The organism is Cellvibrio zantedeschiae, from assembly GCF_014652535.1.
Taxonomy (GTDB): Bacteria; Pseudomonadota; Gammaproteobacteria; order Pseudomonadales; family Cellvibrionaceae; genus Cellvibrio; species Cellvibrio zantedeschiae.
This window is the reverse complement of the sequence record NZ_BMYZ01000001.1, coordinates 1469956-1486778: the sequence shown is the minus strand read 5'-3', so window position 1 is coordinate 1486778 and position 16823 is coordinate 1469956. Positions and strand designations below refer to the sequence as shown.

The 16823-nt window shown below is 43.6% G+C and carries 16 protein-coding genes; 7 read left to right on the top strand and 9 right to left on the bottom strand.

Going from position 1 to position 16823, the window contains the following annotated elements; translation table 11 throughout:
- Positions 1–24: 24 nt before the first annotated feature.
- Genes IE104_RS06535 through IE104_RS06525 form a run of 3 tightly spaced genes read left to right on the top strand, consistent with a single transcriptional unit; the run spans position 25 to position 6579 of the window.
- Positions 25–2733 carry a PD-(D/E)XK nuclease family protein gene (locus IE104_RS06535; RefSeq protein ID WP_189416880.1) on the top strand — a complete coding sequence of 903 codons (2709 nt, stop codon included), beginning with the start codon at positions 25–27 and terminating at the stop codon, positions 2731–2733.
- Positions 2730–6224 (top strand): UvrD-helicase domain-containing protein, encoded by a 3495-nt coding sequence (locus IE104_RS06530; protein WP_189416878.1) that lies wholly within the window; start codon positions 2730–2732, stop codon positions 6222–6224. Before IE104_RS06535 ends, IE104_RS06530 begins: the two co-directional genes overlap by 4 nt.
- A 46-nt stretch (positions 6225–6270) precedes the next feature.
- A complete protein-coding gene (locus tag IE104_RS06525; protein WP_189416876.1) occupies positions 6271–6579 on the top strand; it encodes a putative signal transducing protein in 309 nt (102 codons plus the stop codon).
- 31 nt (positions 6580–6610) lie between these two features.
- On the opposite strand, the gene IE104_RS06520 is transcribed toward IE104_RS06525, so the two are convergent.
- From IE104_RS06520 to IE104_RS06505, 4 genes are all read right to left on the bottom strand, one after another.
- Positions 6611–7396: a DUF481 domain-containing protein gene (locus tag IE104_RS06520; RefSeq protein WP_189416875.1), complete on the bottom strand. Its 786-nt coding sequence runs from the start codon at positions 7394–7396 to the stop codon at positions 6611–6613.
- A 166-nt stretch (positions 7397–7562) separates the two neighbouring features.
- Positions 7563–8339, bottom strand: coding sequence for a ferredoxin--NADP reductase (locus IE104_RS06515; protein ID WP_189416873.1), 777 nt, complete (start codon positions 8337–8339; stop codon positions 7563–7565).
- A gap of 25 nt (positions 8340–8364) precedes the next feature.
- The gene (locus IE104_RS06510; RefSeq protein ID WP_189416872.1) at positions 8365–9297 is read right to left on the bottom strand and encodes an FAD-binding protein; all 933 of its coding nucleotides are present in this window, start codon (positions 9295–9297) and stop codon (positions 8365–8367) included.
- On the bottom strand, positions 9298–10047 hold the full coding sequence (locus tag IE104_RS06505; protein ID WP_189416870.1) for an electron transfer flavoprotein subunit beta/FixA family protein: 750 nt from the start codon (positions 10045–10047) through the stop codon (positions 9298–9300).
- Positions 10048–10279: 232 nt separating this feature from the next.
- Between IE104_RS06505 and IE104_RS06500 the strand changes: the two genes are divergently transcribed.
- The gene (locus IE104_RS06500; RefSeq protein WP_189416869.1) at positions 10280–11227 is read left to right on the top strand and encodes a LysR family transcriptional regulator; all 948 of its coding nucleotides are present in this window, start codon (positions 10280–10282) and stop codon (positions 11225–11227) included.
- 99 nt (positions 11228–11326) lie between these two features.
- A complete protein-coding gene (locus IE104_RS06495) occupies positions 11327–12286 on the top strand; it encodes a transporter substrate-binding domain-containing protein (RefSeq protein ID WP_189416867.1) in 960 nt (319 codons plus the stop codon).
- 4 nt (positions 12287–12290) lie between these two features.
- Here the strand turns inward: IE104_RS06495 and IE104_RS06490 are convergent, their stop codons facing one another.
- From IE104_RS06490 to IE104_RS06470, 5 genes are all read right to left on the bottom strand, one after another.
- A complete protein-coding gene (locus tag IE104_RS06490; protein WP_189416866.1) occupies positions 12291–12794 on the bottom strand; it encodes a DUF3106 domain-containing protein in 504 nt (167 codons plus the stop codon).
- A complete protein-coding gene (locus IE104_RS06485) occupies positions 12791–13114 on the bottom strand; it encodes a hypothetical protein (protein ID WP_189416864.1) in 324 nt (107 codons plus the stop codon). The genes IE104_RS06490 and IE104_RS06485 overlap by 4 nt, the downstream gene beginning before the upstream one ends.
- Positions 13107–13463 (bottom strand): hypothetical protein, encoded by a 357-nt coding sequence (locus IE104_RS06480; protein WP_189416863.1) that lies wholly within the window; start codon positions 13461–13463, stop codon positions 13107–13109. The genes IE104_RS06485 and IE104_RS06480 overlap by 8 nt, the downstream gene beginning before the upstream one ends.
- Positions 13464–13475: 12 nt before the next feature.
- Positions 13476–14057, bottom strand: a complete 582-nt coding sequence (locus IE104_RS06475) for an RNA polymerase sigma factor (protein WP_189416861.1) — start codon at positions 14055–14057, stop codon at positions 13476–13478.
- An 81-nt stretch (positions 14058–14138) separates the two neighbouring features.
- Positions 14139–14630: a hypothetical protein gene (locus tag IE104_RS06470; protein ID WP_189416860.1), complete on the bottom strand. Its 492-nt coding sequence runs from the start codon at positions 14628–14630 to the stop codon at positions 14139–14141.
- A 353-nt stretch (positions 14631–14983) separates the two neighbouring features.
- On the opposite strand from IE104_RS06470, the gene IE104_RS06465 reads away from it, so the two are divergent.
- Together IE104_RS06465 and IE104_RS06460 are read left to right on the top strand one after the other, a co-directional pair.
- The gene (locus IE104_RS06465) at positions 14984–16057 is read left to right on the top strand and encodes a 3-deoxy-7-phosphoheptulonate synthase (RefSeq protein ID WP_189416859.1); all 1074 of its coding nucleotides are present in this window, start codon (positions 14984–14986) and stop codon (positions 16055–16057) included.
- Positions 16058–16377: 320 nt separating this feature from the next.
- Complete coding sequence (locus tag IE104_RS06460) at positions 16378–16794, top strand: hypothetical protein (RefSeq protein ID WP_189416857.1); 417 nt, start codon at positions 16378–16380, stop codon at positions 16792–16794.
- Positions 16795–16823 lie beyond the last annotated feature (29 nt).

The following is a 16823-nucleotide window of genomic DNA, read 5'->3' as shown; positions in this document are numbered from 1 at the left end:
CGCTAATTCGCTTGGAACACATGCATGGCAGCAACTTACCTTTCGTTAGAATTACTTTCACCCGCCTTGCAAACCGGCGCACTTGTTCTCGTCCCTAACAACCGGCTTCGCAACCACTTACTGCGAGCATTCGCTACACAACAAACCGCTCAAGCCTGGTTAAAGCCTAATATCCAAAGCCTGAGTCAATGGTTGGAAAGCCAGTGGGAAACCTTGCAAAACAATGGAGTAAGTTATTCTTGCGCGAGCATAGCTACCAATTTACAGCGACAGATAATTTGGGAAGCTGCGATAAAAAACTCAGCAATAGGAGCCACCCTGCTACAGCCAAAACCTCTAGCACAGCAGGCGGATAGCGCTTTTAAAAATCTGGAGCTATGGCGTCTGAGCAATGAGCTTTCAACGAATTATTTTACAGACAGCAAAAATAACACTGCTCAATTTATTGAGTGGATGACCGAATTCAAACGTGTATTACATCTTCAAAATTCGGTAACTCGCGAAACCAGTTACGAACTCATCGCCCAAGCCTTTGCATTAGGTGACCTGAAAAAATTAGACGAAATTTATCTTGAAGGGTTCGACGATTTACCGCCTTTGATTCGTCATATATTGGACATAGCGACTGATAGCCCTATACATTTACCGAATCAAACAGCCAAACATAGCCATTTGATACGCACACAAACCAGTAATCTTGAAGAAGAAATTCGCGCTGCCGCCTTGTGGAGTTATTCAGAATTACAAGCAGCGCCATCAGATGCGCTAATCGGTATTGTTGTTCCCAACCTGGGTCAATGCCGCGATCAAGTCGAGCGTATTTTTACCGAAGTTTTTGAGGCGCATTCGATTGTGCCAAATTCACCACGTTATACCCTACCCTTCAACTTTTCAGCGGGCACACCTTTAGGCACTACGCCCCTTATCAATAGCCTGTTCGAAATATTACGTTTGCAAGACGACAATTGGCCGCTGGAAAAGTTATGCAATCTCCTTCATTCACCCTTTTGGGGAGATGAACCACAAGAAGCTATAGCGCGTGCACATTTGATTACAGACCTGCGCAAACTTGGGCGAATCACATTAAACACCAGCGATTTGCGTTATTGCACCAGCAAGTTGGAAGAGCGTATTCCGCAATTTTCCAACTTGGGTTTAAGTAAACGATTTGAAGAAATTGGAAATTTATTGCGCCGTCGCTTTGACAACAAATCTGCGAGCGCTTGGCTAATTGTTTTTGACCAGCTGTTGGCAATAATGAATTGGCCAGGAACTCGCCGCCTCGATTCACAAGAGTATCAACAGCTCAATCAATGGTTTGAGGTACGCGACCAATTTGCGAGTATGGATAATTACTCCACCACGATTAGTTACCCGCAAGCCTGCCGATATTTACGTGAACTTGCAGACAAAACACCGTTCCAGGCACAAACGCCCGACTCACCGATTCAAATATTAGGCGCCCTTGAAGCAGCGGGTTTGCAATTTAGTCATTTGTGGGTAATGGGACTAAGCGATAACCAATGGCCACCAGTTCCATCACCAAATCCAATGCTACCATTGCATTTGCAGCGCGAACACAAGATGCCGCATGCGAGTGCAACGCGCGAATTGGAAATTGCCGAAGGATTAACGCAACGCTACAAGCAATCTGCACAGCACATTATTTTTAGTAGCGCTCATGGCGACGGCGACACAGAGCTTCGTCCCAGCGCGTTAATTCGTGACATTCCGTTAACCGATATATCAGCGATTCTCAAGCAACCTGAATCCGCGTTGCAGAATTACTACGCGCAGCTCCAAAACTATTCGCAACTGGAGATCATTCAGGATGCAAGCGGACCTCAGTTGAAAGCGCAAGAACCTGTGCGTGGCGGTAGCAGTTTATTTAGATATCAAGCAGCATGTCCTTTTGAGGCTTTTGTCCGTCTACGCCTGGGCGCTACAACTCCCGATGAACCCGTGATAGGTTTTAATGCAGCGGAACGCGGAAATTTATTACATGATTCATTAGCAGCAATATGGAGAGAACTGAAAAGCTCCAAAGGCTTAGCTGCGCTGGATGATCACTCCCTACACACATTGGTTAGCAATATTACCCACGATATTATTGGCAAAATACAAGCGCGCAACCCACGTAAATTGGGCAAGGTTTATTGTGAACTTGAACAAAAGCGTCTCACACAATTATTAACAGAATGGCTGAGCGCTGAGCGCGAACGCCCAGACTTTGACGTTGTTGCAATTGAAGAAGATAACGACATTGAATTTGCAGGATTAAAACTAAAATTGCGCATTGACCGCATTGACGAATTTTCCAACGGCGACCGTCTTCTCATCGATTATAAAACCGGTAATGCCAGTTCGAAGTCCTGGCAGGGTGAACGCATCACTGAACCACAACTTCCGCTCTATGCGGTAACAGGTAAGGATATTACCGCAATTAGCTTCGCACAAATAAACCGCAAGCAACAAAAATGGGATGGACTTGGCGAGCTTCACGATACCAGTTTAAATCAACAAGGAATTAAACCTAGCGATGACTGGCAATACCAGTTGCAAGAATGGCGAGATCAATTACAAAAACTTGCCAATGATTTTATTGCCGGTGACGCGCGAGTAGATTTTAAAGATGCGACGCTTGAAACTTATGCAGCAGATTTAATTCCCTTAACTCGCTTGGCAGATGCGGATGCAATTACACAATTCTCCTCCGGGGGCGATGCACAATGAATCAGCCCCTGGACTTATTAGCTCGCCAAGCTGCGCTTGATCCTACCCGCTCCTTTGCCGTTAGCGCACCAGCGGGCTCTGGTAAAACGGGATTATTAACGCAGCGTTTATTAAAACTGCTAAGCCTTTGTGACAACCCGGAAGAAGTTCTTGCAATTACCTTTACGCGAAAAGCCGCAGGTGAAATGCAAGATCGGGTATTACAAGCCTTATGGAATGCAAAAGAGCAACCACAACCCAGTAACCCCCACGATTTATTAACATGGCAATTGGCAACGAATTTATTAGCGCACGATAGCGAAAAAAACTGGAATTTATTGCAGTGCCCGCAACGTTTGCGCATACAAACAATTGATAGCTTGTGCAGTGCCATTGCCCGTCAATTACCCATCGCCAGTGGTTTTGGTAGCCAACCCAAACCAGGTGACGATACTGACGCAGCTTATCGCCAGGCAGTACATCAACTGCTAAACGAGCTGGAATCCGAAACTTCTGTGCGCGATGATTTAACACGCTTACTTGAACATTTGGATAATAATTTACCGGCACTGGAAACTTTGTTGATTGCCCTTTTAGCAAAACGTGATCAATGGTTAGGGCTGGTTTTCCAAGCGCAACATAAAAATGCACGCGCATATTTAGAAGACGTATTGCAAAATATTATTTTGGATAGCCTCTCAGCTGCCACCAAAGTATTGCAATTGCACGCTAGCGAATTGGCGGGCATTGCAGATTGGGCAGCGGGAAATCTACAAGATTCCGCACCACAAACACTTATTGCAAAATTAAGGGGTATTGCCGGTTTACCTGATATTGATTTAAATGACTTTGAACAATGGATAGCGATTGCTGAACTCTTATTAACAGGCGATGGAAGTTTTCGAAAAGCGCTCAATAAAAATCAGGGCTTCCCCAGCGCAAAAGAAAATAAAGAAAGCACAAGCTATAAAGATCGCTTTGCAGAAATGGTTGCTGCGATAGTAGATTTGCATCCGGATGCAGCGGAAGTCCTCCATGAGTTGCGCAATCTGCCTCCCGCACATTACGACGAAAACCAGTGGGAATTACTCGATAGCCTAACGCGTTTGTTACCACGCTTAGCTGCACGCCTTGATATAGTTTTTGCAGACACCGGTGAGACAGATTTTACTGCCGTAAGTCAGGCCGCACTCACCGCCTTGGGCTACGAAGAATCGCCGAGTGAAATTGCTCTACAACTTGATTATCGTATTCGCCATATTTTAGTGGATGAATTCCAGGATACTGCAAGCACTCAGCTTGAACTATTACAGAAACTCACTGCTGGCTGGCAAACCGGGGACGGTCGTAGTTTATTTATTGTGGGCGACGGAATGCAAAGTTGTTATAGCTTTCGCAATGCCAACGTGGGTATTTTTTTAGAAGCACGCGCCCAGGGCATCGGCCATTTACCCTTGGAAAAATTAGACCTGACAGTGAACTTCCGTTCGCAAAGCGGCATTGTTAATTGGGTTAACGAACAATTTTACAGAGCATTTCCTGTCGAGGACGATATTAGTCGTGGCGCAGTAAAATATTCACCTTCTAATGCATTTAAACCTGAACTGGATGGAAACGCGGTTGAGCTTTATCTAAGCCCATTTTCTAAAGCAGATGCAAACACCGATACGGATGATGAAGAAAGCACCAGCGAAAATCGCTATTTAGCAGAGCTACACGAAGCAGAAGCTATAGCAAATCTTATCAAAGAATTGCGAACCAATAACCCCGATGATTCCGTCGCATTACTTGCTCGCGGCCGCAATCATTTACAACACATTTTTCCGGCCATGAGCCGGTTGGGACTAAGCTGGCAAGCGACGGATATTGATAGCCTTTCGCAACGCATGGCTATTATTGATTTAACCAGTTTAACGCGCGCCCTGCTGAATCCCGCAGACCGTATAGCCTGGCTCGCAATTTTACGTGCGCCCTGGTGTGGGCTCGATTTAAAAGATTTACACGCTATCGCCAATACCAAACTCGAAAATAATCCAATTGGCAAGACCAATGATTTTCCATTTATTTGGCAACAAGTTTTATGCTTTGAAGATATTGAAAACATAAGCAGCCGTGGACAAAGAGCACTTTTACGTTTTATCAATGTTATTCAACCTGCGCTTGAATCACGTCAACGTAAACCGTTACGTCAATGGATTGAAGGCGTTTGGCTCGCATTAGGCGGACCTGCCACCCTGTTAGATCCACAAGATATTAAAGACACACCTACTTTTTTTGCACTGCTTGAACAGCATCAACAAAGTGGAAGCATCACCGACTGGAGCAAATTCAATCGCGCAGTGGAAAAACTCTATGCAGCTCCGCGTCAAAATGCTGATGTAAATTTACAAGTGATGACTATGCATAAATCTAAAGGCTTGGAGTTTGATCATGTCATTATTCCCCGCCTGCACAAGTTATCCCCGGGCGATGGACAACAACTTATGCTTTGGCGTGAGCGTTTGAGCCATCAAGGCGAGCGTCAACTATTATTAGGACCTTTGGCTCCAGTTGGCGGCGACAAAGATAAACTCTACAAATACATTCAGAAAGAAGCCGCCTTACAATTGGATTATGAAGCAACGCGTTTATTTTATGTTGGATGTACTCGCGCCATCAAAAAACTATATTTATTTGCAACACTTGCACAGACGGACGATGGAAGCTGGAAAACACCGCCCAAAAAATCACTGCTCAGTAGTATTTGGCAAAGCGTTCAGAATGAAGCCAGCACAATTTCCACAGGGGTGTTGAAAAAATCCAACATACACGAAGTTGCTTTCGAGCGGCCCGGATTACAACAAATCGTTGCCCTAAAACCAGAATGGCAATTGCCAGCTTTAGTTGATAATGAACTGCTTAAACTTTATCGCGGCAAAGAAGTAAGCGAAGAAGAAAACATTCCTGAAATCGAAACACCTAAAGCCAAGCTTGCACGCCACACAGGAACTATTATCCACCGTGCGCTCCAAAATTTAGTTGGAACACAAAAGTCTAAAGATATTAGTAAATGGATAACAACACAGGAAGCTTTTTGGCGAATTCAACTAAAACAATATGGTTGGCAACCGGAAGAAATTGCTTTATCCATTAAAAAAATTGTGCGGGCGATAAACAACACCTTGAATGATAAACGCGGCCAGTGGATATTGGATAACAGCCATTTGCAAAGTGCCTGCGAACTGGCAATTACCTACAAACAAGGTGACAAGATAGACTTAAAACTGCGTGAAAATATTATTGACCGCACGTTTATAGCCAATGGAACTCGCTGGATTATCGATTACAAAAGCAGTGAGCCCACCGAAGGGCAAACAACTGCCGACTTTATTACCCAGGAAATATTAGCCTACCGAACGCAACTTCTCAGATACAAAAACTGTTTTACTGCACTAGGTGAAAATGAAATCAAGATGGGATTCTACTTTCCACTCTTGGAAAACACTGAGCGGTTTGTGGAAATAGATATTTAACAGCAGTTACTTAACAGAAAAAGTTAAACCGCCAATAGGAATTCATATGAAATTAATTTACACCCATGAGAATCGATTGTTGGTTAGCAACGTAAAGAATATTCTGGAAAATTCAGATATAGCAGTAACTTTAAAAAATGAATACGTTGGCAGCGCTTCAGGAGACCTGTCATTTCTCAACACTTGGCCTGAAGTTTGGGTATTAAATGAAAATGATTATGAACGGGCGATGCACTTGGTTAATGCTGCTTTAACCAACGAAACCAAAAATGAATGGACTTGCCCTGGATGCAACGAAACCAATGCTGCCACTTTTGATTTGTGTTGGAACTGCCAGAAAGAAAACGTCGTTTAATTCCTGGCAGTCCATTTTTCTAAATAACGAATTAAAATCTATAAACAATAGTTGCCGATGTAGTTGTATCAGTCTTTTCTTTTCCTGGCGCCACTTTACTATCGCTTGCTGCCGCAAAAGCGATTTTCATTTGCATAGCATTGGTTATGGATGCGGCAACAGATGTTTCACTTAGAACACGCGTGTTATCGGATCCTGTCTCAACACTAAGAATTTGTTTGAATACTGCAGTTTGGCTAAACTTCCACTCAATTTCGCTCGCCAATCGCAACAAAGCTCCCTGCTCTGTTTCAGCAATGTATGGATCACTAACACTTCCAGTGCCGAGTATTTTTTCTCCGCGAAAATAACCGGGACCCGCTTCTGCAAACCAATTGAAGGCATCACTCGAGTAAAACCAATCACCATAACCCAGAGCTACGGTTTCATAAGTTCTATATGCACCAAATTTGTCATGGGTATAGGATGCAAATCCAAAGAGATAGGAAGCTTTCTCTCCGCTTTTTGCAGTTTGGCCCTCTAATAAATATGCTGACTTTGCAGAAACCAAATATTTATCTGCTGTCTTTTCTTTCACCTTTGTATTGTCGTCTTGCAATACTTCATCTTTTTTGTACAACGAACTTAGAATATATTCGTTTCTAAATTTGGTAAGATTTTGTTTGGCATTTAATTTACTGTGAAGGCTGGTTGTTTGCGTATTACCGGATGTAGCCATAGCACCCAACTCAACTTCCACCTCCCACGGGCGAACTTCATCTGCGAGTGCTAATGTCGATAGAGAAGCCGCAAGTAAAGCCAAATGTAGTTTTAACATAGTAATTACCTTCCATTTTTAAGACAAAACACAACTAAACATGATTACAAAAAATTCCAACGTATTATGCCATCCACAAAACGCTTAACTGTTCGCTAACATACCCTGACGCCATAAAAAAAGGCGGATTGCTTTCGCATATCCGCCTTTTCGTTATTGGGAACTTTTATTTTTCAACAAAAGCTCTTTCAATCACATAGTCACCTTGCTCGCCAATACGCGGAGAAATTTTAAAACCGCGAGCATCCAGCAACTCACATGTGCTCGTTAACATTTCCGGGCTTCCGCACAACATGGCGCGATCAGTTTCCGGATTAAAAGGCGGCAAACCAATGTCTTCAAACAATTTACCACTTTCAACCAAGTCAGTTAAACGACCTTGATTGCGGAATGGTTCACGGGTTACTGATGGATAATAAATTAATTTTTCACGCACCATGTCCCCAAAAAATTCATTTTTGGGCAACTCATTGGTGATGTAATCCATATAAGCTAATTCGCTTACAGTACGTACACCATGGAAAAGCACTACTTTTTCAAACTTTTCATACACGGATGGATCACGAATCAAACTCAGGAATGGAGCAAGACCAGTACCTGTGCTGAGGTAATATAAATTCTTTCCTGGCTTTAAGTCATCGATTAACAGAGAGCCCGTTGGTTTTTTTCCAACCAACAAATCATCGCCTACTTTCAGGTTTTGCAAATGAGAAGTCAGTGGACCATTTGGAACCTTAATGCTAAAAAACTCTAACTCTTCTTCATAGTTTGCGCTGGCGATACTGTAAGCACGCAATAACGGGCGACCATTGATTTCCAAACCGATCATGACAAATTGACCGTTTTCAAAACGCAGTGAATCAGAACGCGTGGTGGTAAAGCTAAACAAAGACTCATTCCAATGACGCACACTTAATACTTTCTCGGGAGCTACAGCAGCCATTCTTTTTTACCTTTAAGTTTCTAAATTAGAGCGCAGCCGAAATTTTCGGCACAGCATCAAACAAATCAGCAACCAAACCGTAATCCGACCATTGGAAAATTTGTGCATCCGGGTCCTGGTTAATTGCAATAATCAAGCGACTTTCTTTCATGCCCGCGATATGTTGCGCAGCACCTGAAACACCAATCGCAATATAAACATCTGGCGCTACTACAGTACCTGTTTGGCCAACTTGCCATTCGTTTGGAGCAAAGCCCGCATCAACCGCAGCACGAGTTGCACCTATAGCTGCATTTAATTTATTCGCAAGTGGCGACATAAGCGCTTCAAATTTTTCTGCGCTACCCAGCGAGCGGCCACCGGTAACTATAACGCTGGCTGTACCCAATTCCGGACGTTCACTTACCTGGATATTTTCGCTCACAAAACGCGATAAACTTTGATCACCCAGGGTTGCAATAGCTTCAATAGGTGCAGCTTGCTCGCCATCTTTTGCAGCTGTAAAACCGGTTGGACGAACAGTTAATAATTTAATCACTTCAGAAGTTTGTACGGTTGCATTTAAATTGCCCGCATAAAGTGGACGCACATAAGTCGACGCATCGATAATTTTGGTCACTTCTGAAACCATATCCACATCAAGCAATGCAGCTACGCGCGGAACCAGGTTTTTACCAAAACTGGATGCTGCTGCAAGAATATGAGAATAACGCGCGGCAATGCCTTGTACTAAAGGAGCAAAATTTTCAGCAAGCGGTTTTGCGTAAGCCGCATCATCTGCAACTAAAACGCGTGTTACGCCCTGCACTTTTGCAACTTGTTGCGCAATTGCATTTACATTGTGACCAATAACCAATACATCAAGATCGCCACCCAATTGGGTTGCAGCAGTAATGGCGGAACGGGTTGCGGCTTTTAAACTTTGTTGATCGAATTCGGCAATTAATAAAACAGACATTTAGTTCACCTTCACTTGCGCTTGCAAGACTTCAATCAATTCTTCAACACTGTTAAGCATTTTGCCCACAGCACGCGCAGGCGGCTCTGCAACATTAATAGTTGCAACTTTGCTAACAGTGTTTAGCTGTAAATCAGCGATGGCTATAGTTTCCAATGGCTTTTTCTTTGCCATCATCATATTCGGGAGCTTGATATAACGAGGGTCATTCAAACGCAAGTCTGCGGTGATAACTGCTGGTAAAGTTAATTCAACCGTTTCCTGACCGCCGTCAATTTCGCGAGTGACTTCTGCTTTGCCGTTAGCAATTTTTATCGTCGACGCAAAAGTGGCTTGGCCAACATTCAACAAGGCTGCAAGCATTTGACCTACTTCTGCAGCGTCATCATCGATTGCTTGCTTGCCAATTAAAATCAGTTGCGGTGCTTCACGTTTTGCAATTTCGCGCAGCACTTTTGCACTGGCAAGCGAATTAAGATGATCGGTAGTCTCAACCAAAATGGCGCGGTCTGCACCCAGGGCCAAAGCATGACGCAAAACATCTTGCGCATTAGCAGCACCAGCAGTCACGACTACAACTTCAGTTGCTACACCGGCTTCTTTTAAACGTACCGCTTCTTCAACAGCGTGTTCATCAAAGGGGTTAATACTCATTTTAGCGCTGGCAATATCAGCCCCGCTGCCATCAGCTTTAGCACGCACACGTACGTTGTGATCCACGACGCGCTTGATTCCAACCAACACTTTCATGCATGTAGCTCCATAAACATTTGGGCTCAATTATAAATATTTGAACAATATATGTAAAATTGATTACTCTTATATTGTTAATCAGTAAAACTGATATAAAACCAAGTTTTACAAATCACAGAAATTGGCGCGCATTATAGATGCTTGAGCCTACAAATAGTGGCGTCTTTAGCAGGCCAAAGCCTGATTTAATCCATATTTAGCCGACTATTTTCAATAAACGGATGAATCCATGAAATTTAGCCTTCGCCAGCTTGAAGTTTTAGTTGCCATAGGACGTGAAAGTAGCGTTTCGCGCGCCGCTGAAGCCCTATCCATGACTCAATCGGCGACCAGCATGGCTCTCGCTGAGCTAGAGCGGCAATTCAACACGCGGTTATTTGACCGACAGGGCAAACGCCTGCAACTGAATACCGAAGGCCGGGAATTATTACCGCGCGCCATGGAGTTATTGGATCGCGCGCAGGAATTGGAAGCTCTATTGGAGGGTAAAATCGGTACCGGCTCTCTACGTATTGGCGCCACTTTGACTATTGGCAACTATCTGGCCACCTTATTAATAGGCGATTACATGCAGCAAAATCCTGGCAGCAGGGTTGAGCTTGCGGTACAGAATACCTCCACCATTATTGATCAGGTGGCGCACTTCAAACTCGACTTGGGGTTGATTGAAGGCGATAGCTATCACCCGGATTTACAAATCACTCCCTGGGTAGACGATGAGCTAGTAATCTTTGCGGCTCCCGATCACCCTCTTGCCAGTAAATCAGGCGTTAAGCTGCAAGACCTCATTAACGAAAATTGGATACTACGCGAGCGCGGCTCAGGCACACGCCAGGTATTTGATGCGGCTATGCGTCATCAACTCACCAATTTAAAAGTATTGCTGGAGCTGGAACACACAGAGGCCATCAAACGCGCCGTAGAATCTGGATTGGGAATTGGTTGCATCTCCCGGCTGGCGCTAAAAGATGCATTTAGACGCGGAAGTTTAGTTCCTTTGGAAATTGCAGGCCTGGATTTAAAACGGCAATTTAATTTTGTGTTACACAAGCAAAAGTTTTTAACTGCGGGAATTTCAAGCTTTTTACAACTGTGCAGGGAGGTAACCGAAAATGTCAGCCGCAGCGACCTGATTATTTTGCGCAAACCCGACGGCAAACCAGTTGAATACCGTTGAGCTGGTGATTGAACCTGAAACTGCTAAACTTTAAGGACTATTAAATAGTTGTGGACATTGGCATCCACACAAAGACAAGCTAACCACGGAACCCACACAATGGGCTTGGTACGGGAATCGGTCAAGTTTAATAAGCGCAGCGCTAACGCGACAGGATTTCTTTGCGCGCTAAAAATATTTTTTGGTTTACTATTTTTCGCCATCACAGTTTGCACTCACGCCATTACTGAGCCTGTGCTACCCGTTGTAGTGTCAGTAAAAAAGCCCGAACTTAAAAATAATACCCAGCAACTCTCAGAGGTTGATGTTATCAACCTCGCACTGGAAAAAACCAAAGCCTCTTACGGGCCATTCGAATTGCGCCCCATTCCACCCATGAATCGCGCTCGAACATTATCTGCCTTAAACAATAATATTTACCCCAACCTCGTCATGATGATGAGCTACGAAGATGATATGGTGGCGAAAAACCCCTACGAATACATTGATATTCCAATTGATTTTGGTGCAAATAGTTATCGTATTTGTTTCATGCGCCCCGCATTAAAAGCCAAGCTTAAAAGCGTTCAAAGTATTGATGAGTTGCGCCGCTATACATTTGGTGCAGGCATAGGCTGGCTGGATATAAAAATCTTGCGCCACCATGGTTTTAAGGTGATCGAACAAACGAATGTGCAAAGTCTCATTCGCATGACCAAAGCCGGTAGAGTCGATTTTTTTTGCCGCGGGTTTAACGAAATATTCAATGAAATAAAAAATGAACCTGAAACCGAAGGGCTGAGCTACGACGAAAGTTTTTTACTTTATTACCCGCTACCTAAATTTTTATTTGCAAATAGCAACAACAGCGCAATTTTAAAGCGTATTCAGCAAGGTTTAGTAATAGCAGAAAAAGATGGCTCCTTACATAAGCTCTGGATGATGCAGAACAAAGAAAATATTGCAGCGAGTCAATTTAATAAGCGCCGCATCTTTCGACTAAGCAACCCCTACATTAAAAATCTACCCACAAATTACCAACAATATTACTTTGATCCACACAAACCTACTGCCCCCTGAAAAATTACTCTTTATTTTCACGCAAGCGCATCAAGCGCTCGCGCGCAGCTTTACGCTCGTCAGGAGTCATATTCTTAAACCGTTCACGCATCCGGTGTTTTTGCTCAGGCGTTAATGATTGCCACTTTCCGCGAATAGTTTTTTTCTGCTCTTCAGGCAGAGCCTGAAACCATTCCAAACGCTTACGCACCTCGGCCTTTTGATCAGCCGGTAAATTATTAAAATCTTTGTAGCGTTGGCGCAATGCATCCTTCTGCTCAGCCGGTAAGCCTTTCCATTTTTCGAAGCGCTCCAGTATTTTTTGTTGCTGTTCAGGTTTAAGGCTGGAAAACTTATCTGCTTTTTTGATTAATTCCTGACGGCGTTCCAAGGGGATTTTATCCCAACGCGGTTGAACTGCTGCCAACACCTGTTGTTGTGAAGGACTCAGCTGATTCCACTCCAAAGACGAATCTGCCCACAACATAGGCACAAAAAACAAACTTGCCAGCAATACAATCAGCTTCATAGCTTTGCTCCTTTGGCATCTACCACTGGCGCTGCCTGTACAGACGATTTATGTTCATTTTTCATATCAGTATTTTTAACTCGAGGTTTATTCATCGAAAGCTTTTCTTGCTCAACACTTTCATTTTTATCCGTGTCTTTCATAGTAAGAATTTGGTCATACTCCAAGGGATCTAACACCTCGCCTTTTTCATCGCCGTACTCAATCATATATTCCCAAAATTCTTGCGATGGAGGTGGAGCATCTGCACACACACAAACACCTATTAACACCATTCCGAAAAATCGCTTTTGGCGCACACGTATCAAACGCTTAAGCATCGGTATCCTCCAATGCCATCAACATATCGATATCATCCATTTCTTCTGACGACAAAGGTAACTCCTGCGAAACGATTTCAAATTCACTTTCAGCAAGCGAGTGATGTGGATAGTTTTGCAATACAAAAGGAACCAACAGCAAAGCAGCCAGGCTTGCAACCGCAGCCAAAGGAATCCATCTGCGATTTTTTATCGAGCTAAAGTTCAGCGCATTGGCACGCGCCTGTTTTAAGCGCTGTAAATTTAACTCATCAATATCGTCAAGACTTTTATCCAATGAATGCGTGATTACAGTAACTAGTATTTCATCAGCTTTGTTGTCTGTTTGTGGTGATTTTTGTTCTACCATTTCAACCTCCTATCAGGTATTTCTACCTAAATGCTCTCTCAAGGTTTGTAGCGCTCTAAAATAATGCGTTTTCACACTACCTTCACCGCATCCCATAGCCGCAGCGGTTTCCTGCACATCAAAACCCTCCCACGCACGCAACATAAATGCCTGTCGTTGACGAAGTGGCAATTGCTCCAAGGCATTAACAACGCATTGAATATCACTTGCTTGCGCCAACAATTCTGCTGGATCTTGTTCACGCTCATCTACAACCAAATTAATTTCGTCATCGGTGTCATGGTCGACATCAGATGCGGTTTGCCAAAACCATTTTTTATGACGCGTTTGCTGACGATGCCAATCCATAATGCGATGCTGCAAAATTCGCTGAAACAATAAAGGCCATTCCGCAGCAGGGCGCTCACGATAATGTTGGACCAATTTCATCATTGCATCCTGCACTATATCCAAAGCATCTGCGGGCTTACGCGTGCTCAGCATTGCGGTGCGATAAGCCCTGCGCTCAACCTGACTCAAAAAATCATCGAGCGAAAGCGCATGCGATTTCACTTCAGATAAATTTGAATAATAAGGCTGCTCGCTTTCTAACATTAGAATTCCATAAAACAATTTTCTTCAGTATAAACTGAGTTCAAATTTCAATTGCACTATTAACAACGCAATTGACGCTAATTATTTAGCTCTTTTTAATGGGTGCACACGGGTGCGTGTTTTAGTCTCTTCCCCTTGCTCCGTAACAGAAATTTCCTTTGTCACTGTATTGGCCTCCTTGTCAATCGTTGCATTGACTGAACGGTCAACCACCTTGCCGTCAGAATTTGAGAGATGTTCTTGAGATGTGTAACCAGTATCAGTTTTACGGCTGACACTTTGCCCGGAATATGTTTTACCTTCAAAAGTCGAGCCGGACACAGTTCTGGTACGAGATCTATCCGCCTTGTTATTTGAGACTTCCGTGCGGCGCATAGCAGTTGCACCTTTATCATCCGTTTTGTTGAGTGTATGGATAAAACCAGAATCGGTTTTAGTTTTTGAGGTTTCGCGGCTTACAAGATTGTGCTTGTGTTGCCTTGCTGAATCAGAAGCAAGGGCAGCTGGAACTCCGGTTAAGAGCGCCATCACCACAACAGAAATCAGGGTTTTAGAAAAAATAGCTTTTAACATCGTTTTCTCCGCAAGTTTGGTTTATGAATTGCACCTTTCTTAGCAATTAACGCCCATTACCTACTTTGGTTGACAGAGAAAGCCAAAATTCTCACCATGTTTATTTTTTGATCGACATACCTCTGATAAAACAAACCCGTAACCTTCGAGGCTTTAAAATTCCCTAAATGAAGACCTGTAGCGCTCCTAAATAGGATGAGTATCATTTTGGTCGGAAAATTCTCAGATAGTACCCCAACACTAGAACATACGTATTGCTTGTTTTTATGGCGATAATTAAAAAAAATATCTACAAAAGCGAATTATTTTAAGTAGAATAGCCTCCGAATCGACCAAATTAACGGAAAACCATAATGACTGACATTCAATTAGATGACCTTAATGTGGTATCGCAAGAATTGCTGATATCACCTGCCGAGCTTAAGGCCGAATTGCCTTTGTCGGAAAAAGCTCGCGATGTAGTGACCAAGGGTCGCGCTGTCATTCGTGACATTCTCGACCGCAAAGATCACCGTATTTTCCTGGTGATTGGGCCTTGCTCTATTCACGATGTGGAAGCCGCTAAAGATTACGCCCAACGCCTGAAAAAACTGGCGGAAGAAGTTAGCGACTCCATCTACATAGTAATGCGCGTCTATTTTGAAAAGCCACGCACTACCGTAGGCTGGAAAGGTTTGATCAATGACCCCTACCTGAATGATTCTTTCAAGATACAAGAAGGATTACATATCGGTCGTAAGTTATTGTTAGATATAGCAGAACTTGGTTTGCCAACTGCAACTGAAGCGCTCGACCCTATATCCCCACAGTACCTTCACGACTTGATCAGCTGGTCTGCGATTGGAGCCCGTACCACCGAATCACAAACCCATCGCGAAATGGCGAGCGGCTTGTCTTCAGCGGTAGGCTTCAAGAATGGTACAGATGGTGGTTTAACGGTTGCTATTAACGCCTTGCAATCGGTTTCCAAGCCCCATCGCTTTTTGGGAATCAACACAGAGGGTCAGGTTGCGATTATCCACACTCGCGGTAACGCCTATGGCCATGTTGTGCTGCGTGGCGGTAACGGCAAGCCAAATTATGACTCTGTTAGTGTTGCTGTATGTGAACAAGAGTTGGCAAAAGCGAAAGTTACGCCAAATATCATGGTTGACTGCAGCCACGCCAACTCCAATAAAAACCATGAGTTGCAGACTTTGGTCATGGAAAACGTTGCCAACCAAATCCTTGAAGGCAACAAATCTATTATCGGCCTGATGGTTGAAAGTAACATCGGCGCAGGAAATCAAAGCATTCCTGCTAACCTTTGTGACCTCAAATATGGTATTTCGGTAACAGATGCGTGTATCGATTGGGTAACAACGGAAAATGTTGTACGAAAAATGCGCAACACAATCAAAGAAAGCTTACTTAATAGACAACTTTAGTTATAAGAAATATCTCATTGATATTTATATAAAAAAGCGGCAAAAGCCGCTTTTTTAATATTCAAAACTTGCGTTTTAATTACCTTTTTTGGTCATTTTTTCAAAACTTCGTACTAAGAATTCTTAGCAATTAACAAACTTGCCTGATAGATTCGTTTTCAACGGACTGCCCATAGCTCGACATAAATAAAAAATATAACGAAGTCATACGCGTCAGGTCGGTCCGGTTGATAGGTTTAAAACCCCTTCCCGGCTTTCATCTGCGCAAGACTTCCGCCTGTTCAACCTTTAAGCGTTTAACGATTTCAGCGGAGCATAGCATGGCAACTAGTCAACGTGCCTTTCAGCCAAACACAGAATTACCACAACATTTTGCTTCAACCCTAAAAGCTCAGCCAAAGGCGATAGATTTAGAACACGTTAGCGTCAGCCAATTATTGGGCCGCGATTATGTATTTCTCAATAGCCGGGAAATCGAGCTGCCCTTGAAAAATCCGGCTGTGTTGCACAGCTTATTGGACGATCTTATCCAGCAATTAGAACTGGCTGAAACTCATACAGTCGCAGTGAGCGTTGATGAGTCATTGACCGGAGCCTTAACTTTTGTTCGCCACGACCTGACTTGGTACAGACACAAGGTTTGCAGGGTTGAGAGCATTACCATCTCGCACCCGGAACAACACGAGTTTATGGAAATGATATGGCGTTGCAGCACCGCAGCAGTCACCATTTACTAAATAACAATTGAATTACACTGTAAACGCCA